The following is a 15,027-nucleotide window of genomic DNA, read 5'->3' as shown; positions in this document are numbered from 1 at the left end:
TATTGATTGAGTGCAAAACCTGCTATTTAAACCGCAACAACGACTCCTTAACCTTAAGTAAACTACTCAGTTTTTCTTTTGGAATTACTGCATCGTGACTCAATAGAAATTCCAGTTGCGCCAGTTCGATACGTATTTGTCGCGAACTGTGTAAAATCTGGAAGGCTTCAGCAAAACGCTTATTGATTTCATCTAAAATAACCTGATCCCCACCTTTTTCGGTATTGATTAAAAGCATCCCGAAGCTCACCTCAGTCATTCCCAAAAGCACCGAAATATCAAGATCTGCCGGGTCCACGTCATCCAGATGCTTTAAAAATTCAGACAGGTAGACAAAAACCGGCTTCCTGGTATATTTTTTCAGTTGGTTTTTCAGGTTTCCTTTACCATAAGCTTCCAAGAGATAACTCAAAAACACAATGTTTGAAAAAGCATCCAGTGTCTTGCCATCATACGGATTGGTACTGTGGTCGTAGGCTTCGGCATAATAATCTAAAGCGGTCTGCAGATAGTGTAATTGCTTTTCCCCTTTTTCGTGCATCGAAGCAAACTTGTAGCAATTGCCCACAATGCCCAGCCTTAAAGTAGTTTTACCTATGAGTGCCAGCTTGGTAATCAGATCAAGTTCCTCCTTTCGTTCTGCGGCGTCCTTAGAGAAATTCAAAGAGCGTAACAGGCAAAAATGTTCCAAAACCTTCATCGAAAAATTAGCATCTTCGAGTGTAAGAACCGCCCTAAACGTATCTAAGGCCTCAGTGGGCATATCCAATTCATCATAAATCAGGGCCTCCTTCTCTCTGATCACTCCATCTATCAGATCATTTCGGCTGGCGTTTTCAAGAATTTCATCAAGCTTACGCTTTACGGTTTTTGGATTAAAACTGCTGTGACGTATAGACGCATAGAGATTTTCAAGATCTGTGTAAACCTGCGAACTCAGCACATAATCAAAGACTTCTTCTTTCTGGCGGACGTGTTCAAAAAACTTATAATGCTGATTCCCGTAGCATTGGTAAGCGCCCCAGGTATTGGTATGCCGGTGATTTTGATAGCATTTTTTACGCGCCATTTGTACGGCTTCGCCAAATTCATAACCGGAAAGCATACGGCTGTAAAAGGCTTCTGAAAAAGTCTCTGCAGCTGCATCATCTACCGCCCAGCCAGTTACAATAATGGCTTTAACCCCCATCGCAATAAGCTGGGTTCCTATATTAGCCGCCAGTTTATAACGCGAACGGCTGAACGCATCGTCAGACGCATTCATAGTACCGGAAAAGCAACAATTGATAAACACAAACTCAGGCACGTAACTCAATTGCTTGATCATCGCAGGGTCTATACAAATCCCGTTACCTATGGCGATACCTACGCGATGCGTTGCCGGGTCGTACAAGCCGTGACCTGCAAAATGCAGAATCTTGTACTCATTGGTATAGAGCTGCAGCATAATGTCTGAAGCCGTACTGTTAAGCAACGGAAAGGTTTCAAACCCCGCGTTTTTTAGTTTATCATCAACCAACTGTGCCTCGGCTTTGGCAGCGGGCAATTGTGGTAAAAGTTCTTCATTGTAAATGGGGTCGCCTATAATCAGAGTTTTGTTGCTTACACTGCGCAATTGGTTCGTCTCATAATCTGAGGTCAGCAACTGGCGAATAAGTCCGCTGTTTACGGCTGCCGGTGTTTCGTCAGACTCAAAGTCGTGAAACAATTCCCACGGAAACTGAGCCGCTTTTAAATCGAGCTTAAACAAAATATTGTTTTGATTGCGGATGATATCTTTAAACTGATTGGGGATGAGCAATTCAAACAGGGTTTTAGAAAGGCGCTTATCCCAGACCGAATTGCGCGACATCTGCTCCAGTAAAATGCCTACCTGTTCCAGCCCATTATGCACTTCTTCTTCCTCTACACGGGCCAGACCACTTGACGAATTGTACGCAAACCCGGTAATGCGATCGCCTTCGCAAATACTTTTTACATTAAAATGATGCCACCAGTCTTCAGACTCATCTACAAAAGCGCGTTTTTTCTTGGCTCCTTCTTTCCGTTCAATGCCTTTTACCAGTTCAAAATTGAACCGGTTATCTGAATTTTTCAGCCTGCTCAATGCCCAGTACGCCTGGCTCGCCAATGACTCGTAGTGGTTTACAAACTCTACCTGTGTGACTTCCTGCAGGCCTTCGCCGTGATCTTTTATAAATCGGTTAGCACTGCTTACTCCCAGTAAAATTCCTTTGATTGAATCTTCAATCTGTAATCTGCCGTATCCCGTACCCATGAGGATAAAAGAAATTCCTTCGGCATAGGATTTGGCTTTCGCCAGCGTGTAATTATCCCGCATAAACATGGCATACTTCAGCGTAGCCATCTCTACGGTTTTAGCCAGCAGATAATGCGTAAGCTCCTGCGAATTGCCCAGACCGCATACGATTGCTCCCCGCGGATTGGTATTCAGGTTGAAGAACACCTCACTTTCACCGATTTTTCCGGGGTAATACCCCATATCATAGCGCTGCATCAGGCGACCATTGAGGTAATTATCAAGAGCTTTTTCGGCGCTGTGCACACCGTCGTTATTAAAATGTCCCAACATCACCGGAAAACGCGACACCTTTAAATCGGCATTTACAACTTCGACATTCAAAATGCTACGCTCAGGCTGGGTTGCCCGTGCTACAGGCTGAATACCAAAAAGCGCATCGCTCACCCGGTTAGGATCACTACCCGGCGCAGGTACCGCGTGAATCTCACTAATGACCTCCCCAGCGCGGGAAACCGGTTTGGTTTTCAGAAGTCTATTGGTTTTACCTTCCAGCAAAAGATCAACAATCCCGTCGTAAATTTTGGGGTCATTTGCGAGTTCGCCGTGCGAAGTATGGGTGTAATACACATTGTCTTTTGGAATGCGCGACGGGATGCCCGTTACCCAGGTTACGCTGCTGTCGCCTGCGGTGGTTGCGAGGTAAACCAGTTTTTTCTTTTTAGACAGAAAGCGCGACTCTGTTTTATAATCGTAAACCGTTTGCTCGGCATGACCGGCTACATAGTACACATCTTTAAGGTCGTCTTCGGTAAGATGCGTTACAAAATCGAGGACGGCATCGCGGTATTTTTTAAACTGGTCGAGATCTTTTTTAAGCGGAACAACCATAGGCTCGGTACTTTCCGCTTTGCGATCTTTCCAGAACTGCGACTCCCAGAAAGGGCGTTTGGTATTGTTTTCAATAGGAAGCAATTCAAAAATCCCGGGATATTCTCTAAACACCTGAAGCAATTCTTCCTTTGAATTTTTAAAATCGATCATCGCCAGCTGCTTTACGCGACTGCTGTGGCCGGTGAGCACTTCCATAATCAGATATGAACCCAGCCAGGGTGTGCCCAGCATCACAAATTTATTGGCGGGTTTTTCGATAAAGCGTTTCCAGATTGCTGATGCATCCATCATAAACTGGCGCACAACAAGACCACCCATAGAATGCGCGATGATGTGAATGGGCTGGTTGTAGGTGTCCAGTAAACTTTCAACCTTTTTAGCGAGCTGTTCTGCAGAACCTTTGACGCTCTTTCGCCAGTCAAACGGAAAGGTGACTACATCGTGCGTTTTAAGCAGGTGCTTCACAAAGTCATCGTAGTATTTTTTAATCACCCCCGAAGCTTCCACCCCGCTCATATTGATTTCGAGATCATCCTTAATTGCCCCTCTGTTCAATTCTCTGAAATCAATCCACTGTGGATTGCCGTTGTGATCGAGGCTCGAACCCATAATGCCGGGAAGCAAAATAGCGATTCGCTTATTGCCACTCACGTGATCGTAATGCACGCCTTCCATAGAAAACATGCTGAGCAATACCCCACGGTTGCCTGCACCTATAAATTTTTGGGTATAGAAACCGGCCTGACTCCCCTGCGGAGTAATGGCTGCCTGTAAAATGGCATCGCAGGTATTTTGATTGCGGAAGTAATTGAAGTGATTGGTGCTTCCGTCTTTAGATAAAAAGTACTGCATACCGCCCAGGCGTGGCGCTCCCTGTTCCATTCGGTCTGAATCGACCACCAGGTCGTTTGCCTTCCAGTAAAATAAATTGGCCAAAATCACCTTGAGTGAATCGCCCAACTGCCCTCCTACTTCGGCATCACCGGCAATCACATACAAATCGTTAGACACAAAGTTCCCCGAAAAATTGAGCATTTTTTGAAACGTACTGTCGGGCACCATACTGTAGAGCCCGGGCATTGCCTCGTGGTTTGCTTTTTGCTTGACCACTTCAAGCAGAAAGAGCCTTACGGTGTTATAAACCACATTGGCCTGAGCGCCAACGGCAAGACCAAGCGCATTAAGCATAACGTTTAGAAAATGATCGGTGCGTCGCGAAAGCAGGGTTGTACCGCTGGCCGGGGCCGCTACCCGTATCACCTTGCGTACTTCCAGCTTTTTCTTTCGGGCGATGGTATTGATTTTTTTCATCAACTCGCAAGCCCCCGGATCTTCGTTGGCCATCATCCCAAGTTCCAGATCACTAAACCCCACCACCTCATTGCGATGGTCGCATTTTGCCAAAACATCTGCAACCAGACCGCCACGCGAGTGACTGAGAATCTCAACCGTAGCCGACTGATCTAAATGCTCCAGAAAATCGAGTGCATTTTGCAAAGGGCTCAAAGACAGCGTGCGATGATCTAAAGCCAAAATCCCGGCATTGTATTGCTTGTGCAATTGATCCCAGATGGGATTTTGCCCCAGACGCAGTTCGGCAAAGGCCGCAAAAGTGTTGGAGAGCGTGCCGTGAATGAGCAGTAAATACGGAGTAGTCGCGGCAGCTATTTTATTTACGGGCATATATTGAAAGCCCGCGTCCAGCTTATAAAGTCCGGGCTGTGGCATCGCCCGTTTGTCATAGGCGATGGCGAGGTTTTTTGCGGAAGTTTCGGCTGCGTTGCCTATGGTTTTAGCGCGCAAAAGTTTCAGTGTTTTAATGACCACACTGCCAATACCGCCTCGCGAAGCCTGTTTTCCGGTAACCTGAGCTTCAAAAACGAAATGATCTCCCGAGCGGTTTGCGTTTGCGGGTGCATTGTAAATCTCTTCGATATCAAGCGCGTTACCTATCCATTGAGTTTGATCTGAAAACGTGAGTTCAATGATATCTTCATCCTTCAGCTCGAGTTCAATGCGGCGATTTTCAGCTCTGCTTTTTTCGAGCTGTACCGCGGTAACAACTTCAAATTCTGCAAACTGGGCGGTCTGTGCATGTAATTCTTCGGTAATCAGGGTTCCGTAAACGAGTGCTTTGGTCATAATCAGGTGATTGATTTGCTGTTGGTACTTAAAAGTACCTAAAACACAGCCCCTTGAGTGCCTTACACCTGCAATAAGGGGTAAAATCCCTGTCTCCTATCGGGAAAAAGGCGTAGTGCTCAGGGCAGAGCTACCCGAAATCCTTAGATTTTGATATGAATAATGGTATTTTTGAAGTTGAAAACGTGAATTTTCCGAAAAGCCGAAGCATTCCACACCCATAAAAAGTCGAACTGTGCAAAAAACAATTCCTGCAAACAATATCCGTATACGCGCCCTCCTATTTGATATGGACGGCACGATGTTTAACAATATGATGATTCATCATCGCGCGTGGCAGAAAAAACTGAGTGAACTGGGGCTTGAGATGACGCTTGAAGAAGTAAAGCGCGACATTCACGGGGTTAATGAAGAAATTATCAAACGTCTCTTTGGCGATCGCTTTGATGAAGCCGAGCGCAGGCAAATCGCCTGGGATAAGGAAGCTGCCTATCGTGAAATTTACGCCGACAAAATCAAGCTGCTTCCGGGATTACAGGATTTTTTAGACCGGGCGAAAGAACTCAAAATCCCAATGGGAATCGGCACTGCCGCACCTAAGGAAAATGCAGAGTTTGCTATTGAAGCGCTTCAGCTTGAGACCTATTTTACAACCGTGGTGCACAGCGATATGGTACAACGCGGCAAGCCCGATCCGCAGGTTTTTGAAATGGTAAGCGCAGCTTTAAATATTCCCCTTGCGGAAAGCCTGATTTTTGAAGACAGCCCTACCGGTGCCAAGGCTGCTGCAAACGGAGATTCAAAATCAATCATTCTCACCACCACGCATACGCCTGAAGAATTTGAAAAGATTGACCGCATTCAGCATTTTATGCAGGACTATGAGCAGGTTGAACTAACCGACGCCGGGGAAGGCTGGTTTGAACTGCATTTTTAAACCTCCCTTTCGCTAAAAAAATGCTAAGCCTCTTCAACTTCTTGGCTAAAAACGTATTTTTAACGCTTTAAATTGAAAAAATCTATGAAAAAAGTACTCTTGCTGGGCGTTGTACTCAGCTCCACGATGTTTGTAAAATGTGGACCAAAAATAACCAATTCTACTCCATCAAACTCAGATAAAACAACTCTCAGCGATGTAGACCCGATGCCTTTTGCCGAAAGTATTACGGCAGACGAACTTAAAGAAATGCTTTATGTCTATGCTTCAGACGAGTTTGAAGGTCGAAATACCGGCGAACCCGGACAGAAAAAAGCTGCTGAATGGCTTAAGAATTTCTATGTGGAGCATGGCATTCCGTCTGCTCAGGAAGACAGTTATTTTCAGATTGTACCGGAGAGTTTTTTCCGCGCCGGAAGCGGAATTAAAGCTTCTGAAAACGTAGTTGCCTTTATAGAGGGCAGCACCAAACCCGAAGAATATATTGTAATCTCCGCCCACCTGGATCACGTAGGTGTAAGTGAGGATGGTGAGGTATTTAACGGGGCTGATGATGACGGTTCTGGTACCGTAGGCGTTTTAGAAATCGCCGAAGCTTTTAAACAAGCCGTTGAAAAAGGATACAGACCGCAGCGCTCTATCGTGTTTTTACACGTAACCGGTGAAGAAAAAGGATTGTACGGTTCGCGTTATTACGCCGAAAACCCCATTTTCCCCATCGCAAATACCGTTGCTGACCTCAACATTGATATGATAGGCCGCGTTGATGAGGCGCATAAAGACAATGAAAATTACATTTACCTGATTGGTTCAGATAAATTGAGTACCGAACTCGATAGCATTTCGACTGCGGTAAACAACAAGTATATGAACATTGATCTGGACTATACCTATAACGACGAAAACGACCCAAACCGTTTTTACTACCGTTCTGATCATTACAATTTTGCCAAGAAGGGTGTGCCTATTATCTTTTACTTCAACGGGGTTCATGAAGATTACCACAAAGTAACCGATACTCCGGATAAAATCAATTACCCGATGCTTGCAAAGCGTGCCCAACTGGTATTTTTAACCGCCTGGGAACTCGCTAACCGTGCCGAGCGTATTGTGGTGGATAAAGAGGTGGAGTAAGACCCTTAAGTTTTAAAATAGTTAAGCCCTTAAACAATTTGTTTAAGGGCTTTTTTTTGGAAAACCGTACATTTAAAATCCAAGAAGAAAATCATGCACCACTGGATTGACCCTCAATTAGAACTGGTAAACGAAATAGTAAAACTGGTTCCCCTGAGCCCGGTACATCGGGATGACCTGGTAGAAGCCGCGACAGACGGAAAACTGTGGGAGTTGTGGTATACTTCAGTTCCTGATGTGTCGAAGATTGACGATTACATCAAACTCGCCCTTGATGAGCAGTCTAAGGGTTTGGCTAAGCCTTTTACGGTAGTCGACGCCAAAACCGGGAAAATCATCGGTTCCACCCGATTTTGCAAACTCCAACCTCAACACCGTAGGCTTGAAATAGGTTATACCTGGTATGCAAAGCGCTATCAGCGCACCGGCGTAAATACGCACTGTAAACTATTGCTTTTACAATATGCTTTTGAAGAACTGAATTGCATTGCCGTGCAATTTATGACCGACTGGTTTAATCTAAATTCTCGTGAAGCCATCGCACGCCTGGGTGCAAAACAAGATGGTATTTTGAGGCATCATCGGCTTAATAAAGACGGAAGCTACCGCGATAGCGTAGTATTTTCAATCACCAATACCGAATGGAGCGGCGTTCAAAAAAACCTGCTGCTAAAACTTCACAACTATAACCCATAATTCATGTATCAAAAAATAGCCCTGCTTCGCGGAATTAATGTAGGCGGTCATCGCCTTGGTAATTCAGAATGCTGAGTTCAGAGTGATGAGTTATTTCGTATTTCTAATTTTGTATTTATCAGGACCCTGAGTGATGCGACCTAAGGAGCATCGTATCGAAGGGTCAACCTACAAGCTTTGGCTTCGATACAAATTTTACTGCGCTACGCTGCGCAAAATTCACTCAGCCAGCGCTTTTGTAATTCAGAATGCTGAGTGATGAGTTAGGAGTTATTTTGTATTTCTAATTTCGTATTTATCAGGACACTAGTTACTGCGCGATTGTATCGCGCAGTAATCAACCAAAATGAAATGATCCCCTATCAAAGCACGATTGCGTCTTGCGGTAGTTAATTCGAATCCTTCTCTTACCCCAACTTTAATTAAAGTTTAACGCCCTCTTAAACGCTTCTCCTTCCAAGAACCGATAACTTTAAAAAGACGTAGTCCTTCTTATCTTTTACAGCTGCAAAGCGGTTTTTTAATCCTTTTGATAGAGAGACTTGAGCAGGCTGCGTAAATTCTATAAACTAAACCAAAAATTGTTATGAAAGACATTGAGAATCCGCAAGGGCTTAGTGAGTGTCCCTTTCGAGGCACGCGTATTGGCGGCGCACTGGGCACCGCTCCTCAAAATGAAGACTGGTGGCCGCAACGCCTTCCGGTAGATTTACTGCATCAAGAACAGCCCGTGGCAAACCCGCTGCGTGATGAGAATTACAAGGAAGCTTTTAGCAACATTGACTACGAGCAACTCAAAAAAGATATCAAAGAATTACTGGTTTCTTCGCAAGACTGGTGGCCTGCAGATTATGGCAATTACGGTCCGCAGATGATTCGTATGGCATGGCACTCGGCTGGTACGTATCGTATTGCAGACGGTCTCGGCGGGGCATCACAGGCGATGCAACGCTTTGCGCCTATCGGATCCTGGTGGGATAACGGAAATATCGACAAGTCACGCAGACTCATCTGGCCTATTAAGAAAAAATACGGAGCTGCGCTTTCCTGGGCAGATCTTATCGTACTCACCGGTAACTGCGCCCTGGAGATTATGGGCTTCCCTACTTTTGGCTTTGGCGGCGGGCGTCGTGATGCCTGGGAACCGGATCGTGGCACCTATTGGGGACCGGAATTCTGGGATGGAAAATACATTGATGAAATACCAAAAACCACAGATCATAAAGGCCATCCGGGCGAAATGGTCAATAATAATTTACGCTGGGTAGGCGGTCCTAAAGACGAATACCACGATTTGGAAAATCCACTGGCAGCCACGCATTCCAATTTGATTTATGTGAATCCTGAAGGACCGGGTGGTAATATGGATCCTATAGATTCTGCCCGAAACATTCGCGAGTCCTTTAAACGTATGGCGATGAATGACGAGGAAACCGTGGCGCTTATTGCCGGGGGCCACGCCTTTGGTAAAAGTCACGGTGCCGTGCCTGCAGATAAAATTGGCGCAGCGCCCGAAGCCGCTCCGATGCATCTGCAAGGTTTTGGCTGGCACAACCCGGTAGGTAGCGGGAATGCCGAGTTTACCTCAACGAACGGAATTGAAGGTTCGTGGACTCCAAATCCTACACAGTGGGACAACGATTATCTTACCAACCTGTTTAAATATGAATGGGAACAAAAGAAGAGCCCTGCAGGTGCCGGGCAATGGACCCCTGTAGATCCTGACGCGCCTAAAACGCCGGATGCGCACCTGGATAAACAGGAAGATCTGATGATGATGACTTCAGATTTAGCGCTTAAAATGGACCCTGAGTACCGTAAAGTCTGCGAAAAGTTTATGAATGACTTTGACTACTTTACCGATGCCTTTGCAAAAGCCTGGTACAAGCTTACGCACCGCGATATGGGACCAAAAGACCGCTATCTGGGGCCAGAAGTTCCTAAGGAAGATATGATTTGGCAGGACCCCGTTCCGGCCAGGGATTATGAACTTGTAAATGCTGTAGATATCGCTGCGCTGAAGCAGGTGATTTTAAACAGCGGCTTAAGTGTTTCGGCGCTGGTGAATGCTGCCTGGTCAGCCGCTTCGGTATATAGGCACAGCGATAAGCGTGGTGGAGCCAATGGTGCCCGCATTGCTTTAGAACCTCAAAACAACTGGGATCTCAACCGTCCGGCTGAGCTTAATCAGGTCTTAGATACGCTAAAAGGAATTCAGTCTGATTTCTCAGGCAAACTTCCCGGAAAGCAGATTTCGCTTGCTGACCTTGTGGTTTTAGGCGGTTGCGCTGCAGTAGAGAAAGCGGCTAAAGATGCCGGTTTTGATGTTGAAGTTCCTTTTACTCCCGGTCGTACCGACGCCACGGCAGAGCAAACCGATGTAGAAAGCTTCGACTGGCTGAAACCGGTATCAGACGGATTTAAAAACTATCATAATGACAAGGTAGGTTATAAGATTCCGGCAGAGCGTATTTTCTTAGATCGTGCGCATTTGCTCAATCTTTCGGCACCGGAATGGACCGTGCTAACCGGTGGACTTCGCGTTTTGGAACAAAACTTTGATCATTCGAAGCACGGGGTGTTTACAGAACGTCCCGGTCAGCTGACCAATGATTTCTTCCAGGTACTCACAAGTATGGATTATGAGTGGAAACCTCAAAACTATGAGGAAACCCTCTTCAACATCAACGACCGCGCTACCGGAAGCACCAAATACACCGCGACACGTTGCGATCTGGTTTTTGGTTCTAACGCGCAGCTGCGCAACCTGGCCGAAGTTTACGCCGCAGACGACGCTCAGGAGCGTTTTGTAAACGACTTTATCAAAGCCTGGGACAAGGTGATGATGTTAGACCGTTACGACGTTAAAGACGAATAAGACCTTAAAAGGTCTATTATTATAATTTACGCGATAGCTTTTACAGCTGTCGGGTATTTTTTTGCTTGATCTCTTCTATAAATTGAAAATAGGGAAAGCCGTAGGATAAGGCGTTTAATTCGCTATCTTTAAATACAACCTGAATTGATTTCGATTGTAAGAACTTCTCTTTGCATTATTTTAAAATGCTAACGAAAGACCTTAAATCAGACTTTAACAAAAACTGAAATTATGAGCGATTACCAAAAACTATTGACCAGTAGCTCCATCATCATTAATAGAGCCGCTTTTCTGTTAGATCAGGAAAATATTAAAACGCGTATAAAAGACCATGTTGAATCGGCCCGTTTGGGTGGTTTTGGAGTACCCCAAAATGATGTGGAATTATACGTACCACAATCCGATTTTGAAAAAGCTCAGGATATTATTGAAAAATCCGATTTAGATGCTATTTCTAATTAACTCAATAAAAGTAGCTTCTCCCTTACCGAACGATAAAAGCGCTAAAAAAAATGAGAAATTAATTAAATGGCTCTACAAGATAAAATCACGCAAATTTGGGTAAAAGCTACTGGTCGAAGAATAGATCCAAATGAATTTGAATGGCTTATAGCACCAAGCGGAGGCACTACAATAATTGGAGATAGATTTATTTTTGACCTCGCCCAGAAGGAAGATTTAGAACTTCTAAAGAATTTACCTAATTCTGGACTTCTCGAGAGTGTAGAGCAAATAGGCATTTCAAAAGATGAGCTAAACCCAAAGGTTGCTGACTTTTATGAAAACACTTCAAATTATGATTTTGAGATCTGGTCAGAATGGAAAGGTCCATTTCGCCCATTTGGAAAACTTCTTTCCATAATTTTTAGCAAACGACTCCAACAGCTTAATCTACCCTTAAATTCTATTGACACTGCAAAAGGACTAAAAAGTGAGATTATTAAACTAAAGGATAAACGTACTAAAAAAACAAAATGGACCATCTGGTACCGTATAATTAAAAGTACTAATGACGTCATCTATTCCGGGATTTACACAACCTGTACTCATCCCAAATATGATCAACCGCTTCTTAAGGTTGTTTTTCCCCTTCCCAATGGCAACGCCTCTGTTATAATGACTGAAACGGTGGAGGCTGATGGGTCTTTGCTCCTTAGTTCTGATGGTAAAAAATTTGGGGATAACGGGTTTTACTTTACACTTGCTGATGGTAATGGAAACTATTGGGCTCGTTTTGTTCGACCAATGCACGAATGGATAAGGGTTTATGAAGACGAGGAAGAAGTTTTACGAGCAGATCATAATCTCAATTTCTATGGAATGCGCTTTCTGAACTTACATTATAAAATGAATAAAAAAAGTTAATACTTCGGTCAAATCTTAAACGTCCTTTTTTAACTCATCGTATGAGTGCATCTTAAGATAGTTTGAATCTTCCAGCAGCCTGATACAATCTCTCAAAACAGGAGTATTTCTATAGAACTTAATTAAGTATTTGTATAGATTTACCTTGAGTCATTTACTTGAATTGATATGAACTACGAGCAACAAAAAACTGAGCTGGCGAAGAACGGATTTTCAATCATAAATAACTTCTACACCGCAGAAGAGGTTGATGAAATACTTAAGTGTATTGAGACCAGTGAGCAAACTGGTGATTCTTTTATGAAAACCAGGGATTTATTTGCCATCAGACAACTCATTAAAAATATTCCTGATTTAAAAAAGCTCATATTTAATTCAAATTTATTGACCCTGTTGGGCTCTGACTATTTTCTAACCAAAGCAATCTATTTTGATAAACCCAGCCAATCAAATTGGTTTGTGGCCTATCATCAGGATTTAAGCATTTCAGTAAATGAAAAGGCAGCATTGCCTCATTACACAAACTGGACCTACAAAAAAGAACAATATGGCGTTCAACCACCCATTCAGATCTTAGAAGATACTGTGACGGTTCGCATTCATCTAGACAAAACCAATAGCGAAAATGGCGCATTAAAGGTTATCCCAAAGTCGCATCTTAATGGAGTTATTCGCCCCGAAACTAAAGAATGGAATCTTGAAAACGAATCAATTTGTGAAGTAGATCAAGGCGGTGTTATGTTAATGAAACCACTAACCCTACACGCCTCGAGTAGAACTACCAACGGAAAAAGAAGAAGAGTCATTCATTTAGAGTTCAATAAACATTCTCTGCAAAAACCACTTACCTGGCTGGAATACTATGATTTTAGCTCAAGTTACCACAGCGTTTAATCGTATCATAATTCATTAGAATTTTATCAATACAAGAACAGAACAATAAATGAAAGTTAGTATCAAAAATTCTGATCAAAATCAAAAGCTTCTTTATCTGCTTATCGAAAACAGGATTTACGATGGGTATGTTTATAACGACAGTTTTGAAATGACTTCTGGAAAATTCATCAATAATTACCGTTTAGTAGGTACATTAAATATTTCAGGTCGTTATGATGTGAAATTTGGCTATAAATTTCCTCTTAATAAGCTGGTTCTTATCGCAACGCCATTGGCAATCACAACCGCTTTGGTCCTTATTTTTACTGAATACTGGGAGTTATCTCCTATTATTTTCATCTTAATAGGTATTAAGTTCTCCCTTTTTAAGTATCACGAAAGAAAGGAACTCAATCGTTTTGAAACTGAGTTTTTAAAGCTCTATAAAACTCAGGAGTTAAAGTATGAGTTTTAGTTTTAAACTCAATATACCCAAGCAAAAACTAAAAGACTTACATAGCCAACAATAATGGCTACTGCACCCGAATCTCATTGACCAGAATATCCTTAAAAAGTAGTTTTAAGCTTTCGCCCGAGTCGTAAACCATTTGCTCATTAGTGGGAAAAGGTATCGGTCGGTTGCCCAGAAGCGGTAGCATTCTAGGGTCGATGGCTTCTTTATCCCCCGTATAGGTTGCGTAAATATGATTAAAAATAAAGCCGTCATTCAGCGGAAACGTAGCCTCCAGCTGGTTTGTATTTAAATCGATCAGGTCTACCCGAGCTGTGATCTGCGTGCTTTTAGACTGCGTAAACTCATGAATATCGGCACGCAGGGTTTTAAATTTAACAACCTTGATGTCATTGCCCAGACTGTCTTTTTTTACGTTTCCGTTTTTATCTAGCACATAGTCAAAACCATCTTTCACCTTTTTTTCCTGCTTTAAAATACGCTCCGTCACCAGCTCGGGACTAATCTGAATCCCTCTAAAACTTAGGATCAGGTCATAATCGTAGGCCAGATTTTCGATCTCGCGATTGTGGTATTGCACCCAGGGTCTGTTGAGTTTGTAGGTGTCTATATTCAGCAAATCGTTCTCCAGCCGGGCGGGAATCGTCATTTCGGTTTCATTAACCAGCGCCAATCGTACAAATGTGGTTCCTTTATAGCGTGCATCTTCCAGTAAAGCCGCGGTATCGGCATAACCGGGATTGATTTCTTCCAGATAAGCGAGGTCGTCGTAGGCCAGACGGGCATCGGCTTTGGTTCCTTTTTCGAGCAGTTGCGTACTCGATTCAATCAGGTGTTTAGAAAGGTCGTTTTTGATGCTGATAATTGCATCCGAATAGTCTGTAAAGCTGAATTTCGTTCCCGGCAACGGCAAAATGGGACGTATACGATCCTGTCTCAAACTCAAACCGGTAACCAGGGCATAACGTTCCCGGAGTGTATTGGGATTGTCTTCCTTTTCCAAAAAATCCAAACGGCGTTCATCACGATCCACAGCTTTTACAAAAGCGCCTTTCAATAAAGCGATGTAGGGTTCTTTACGTTCCGCCGACTTATTGACGCGCAGGTTATCAAGCGTTTGTATAATTACCTGATCGTAATTGCCACGGGCCAGGTCTTTTTCAGATTTACGCACGCCGCCACAGGCGCTAAGCAAAAGCGCGGTTACCAGGAGTAGGCCAACATTTTTCATGAATTGCAGTATTTGGGAGGCGCCAAAATACTAAAAAATGTTAAAACAAAATGTCTTGAAATGAATTCTGCCGGCAGACTACATCCTGTTTCCATTAAAACCAGGAAGGCATAAACGAAAAAATCCCCACGTTTCTGTGAGG

The 15,027-nt window shown here is 43.6% G+C and carries 10 protein-coding genes; 8 read left to right on the top strand and 2 right to left on the bottom strand.

The window, feature by feature from the left end:
- Positions 1-22 precede the first annotated feature (22 nt).
- Positions 23-5,296: a DUF7379 domain-containing protein gene (locus tag CJ305_RS11045; protein WP_099646337.1), complete on the bottom strand. Its 5,274-nt coding sequence runs from the start codon at positions 5,294-5,296 to the stop codon at positions 23-25.
- Positions 5,297-5,531: 235 nt separating this feature from the next.
- Between CJ305_RS11045 and CJ305_RS11040 the strand changes: the two genes are divergently transcribed.
- The 8 genes from CJ305_RS11040 (at position 5,532) to CJ305_RS11005 (ending at position 13,657) form a co-directional block, all read left to right on the top strand.
- A complete protein-coding gene (locus CJ305_RS11040; RefSeq protein WP_223248862.1) occupies positions 5,532-6,233 on the top strand; it encodes an HAD family hydrolase in 702 nt (233 codons plus the stop codon).
- Positions 6,234-6,317: 84 nt separating this feature from the next.
- A complete protein-coding gene (locus tag CJ305_RS11035; RefSeq protein ID WP_099646336.1) occupies positions 6,318-7,367 on the top strand; it encodes a M28 family metallopeptidase in 1,050 nt (349 codons plus the stop codon).
- A gap of 93 nt (positions 7,368-7,460) precedes the next feature.
- Positions 7,461-8,063 (top strand): GNAT family N-acetyltransferase, encoded by a 603-nt coding sequence (locus tag CJ305_RS11030; protein ID WP_099646335.1) that lies wholly within the window; start codon positions 7,461-7,463, stop codon positions 8,061-8,063.
- A gap of 586 nt (positions 8,064-8,649) precedes the next feature.
- A complete protein-coding gene (gene katG, locus CJ305_RS11025; RefSeq protein WP_099646334.1) occupies positions 8,650-10,941 on the top strand; it encodes a catalase/peroxidase HPI in 2,292 nt (763 codons plus the stop codon).
- A gap of 231 nt (positions 10,942-11,172) precedes the next feature.
- Positions 11,173-11,403: a putative signal transducing protein gene (locus CJ305_RS11020; protein ID WP_189319432.1), complete on the top strand. Its 231-nt coding sequence runs from the start codon at positions 11,173-11,175 to the stop codon at positions 11,401-11,403.
- 66 nt (positions 11,404-11,469) lie between these two features.
- Entirely contained in the window at positions 11,470-12,306 is an 837-nt protein-coding gene (locus CJ305_RS11015; protein ID WP_099646332.1) for a hypothetical protein, read from the top strand.
- A gap of 168 nt (positions 12,307-12,474) precedes the next feature.
- Positions 12,475-13,200 (top strand): phytanoyl-CoA dioxygenase family protein, encoded by a 726-nt coding sequence (locus tag CJ305_RS11010; protein ID WP_099646331.1) that lies wholly within the window; start codon positions 12,475-12,477, stop codon positions 13,198-13,200.
- A gap of 49 nt (positions 13,201-13,249) precedes the next feature.
- Complete coding sequence (locus CJ305_RS11005) at positions 13,250-13,657, top strand: hypothetical protein (protein ID WP_099646330.1); 408 nt, start codon at positions 13,250-13,252, stop codon at positions 13,655-13,657.
- A gap of 58 nt (positions 13,658-13,715) precedes the next feature.
- On the opposite strand, the gene CJ305_RS11000 is transcribed toward CJ305_RS11005, so the two are convergent.
- Complete coding sequence (locus CJ305_RS11000) at positions 13,716-14,885, bottom strand: hypothetical protein (RefSeq protein ID WP_099646329.1); 1,170 nt, start codon at positions 14,883-14,885, stop codon at positions 13,716-13,718.
- Between the last annotated feature and the right edge of the window lie 142 nt (positions 14,886-15,027).

Source organism: Leeuwenhoekiella nanhaiensis, assembly GCF_002744755.1.
In the GTDB taxonomy this organism is placed as follows: domain Bacteria; phylum Bacteroidota; class Bacteroidia; order Flavobacteriales; family Flavobacteriaceae; genus Leeuwenhoekiella; species Leeuwenhoekiella nanhaiensis.
This window is presented reverse-complemented; position numbering and strand designations above follow the sequence as displayed.

What these genes read in the sequence shown, in the direction of transcription:
- CJ305_RS11045 (WP_099646337.1), bottom strand. Translation starts at nt 5,296, where the DNA reads ATGACCAAAGCACTCGTTTACGGAACCCTGATTACCGAAGAATTACAT.
- CJ305_RS11030 (WP_099646335.1), top strand. Translation starts at nt 7,461, where the DNA reads ATGCACCACTGGATTGACCCTCAATTAGAACTGGTAAACGAAATAGTA.
- CJ305_RS11000 (WP_099646329.1), bottom strand. Translation starts at nt 14,885, where the DNA reads ATGAAAAATGTTGGCCTACTCCTGGTAACCGCGCTTTTGCTTAGCGCC.
- katG (WP_099646334.1), top strand. Translation starts at nt 8,650, where the DNA reads ATGAAAGACATTGAGAATCCGCAAGGGCTTAGTGAGTGTCCCTTTCGA.
- CJ305_RS11020 (WP_189319432.1), top strand. Translation starts at nt 11,173, where the DNA reads ATGAGCGATTACCAAAAACTATTGACCAGTAGCTCCATCATCATTAAT.
- CJ305_RS11035 (WP_099646336.1), top strand. Translation starts at nt 6,318, where the DNA reads ATGAAAAAAGTACTCTTGCTGGGCGTTGTACTCAGCTCCACGATGTTT.
- CJ305_RS11015 (WP_099646332.1), top strand. Translation starts at nt 11,470, where the DNA reads ATGGCTCTACAAGATAAAATCACGCAAATTTGGGTAAAAGCTACTGGT.
- CJ305_RS11010 (WP_099646331.1), top strand. Translation starts at nt 12,475, where the DNA reads ATGAACTACGAGCAACAAAAAACTGAGCTGGCGAAGAACGGATTTTCA.
- CJ305_RS11005 (WP_099646330.1), top strand. Translation starts at nt 13,250, where the DNA reads ATGAAAGTTAGTATCAAAAATTCTGATCAAAATCAAAAGCTTCTTTAT.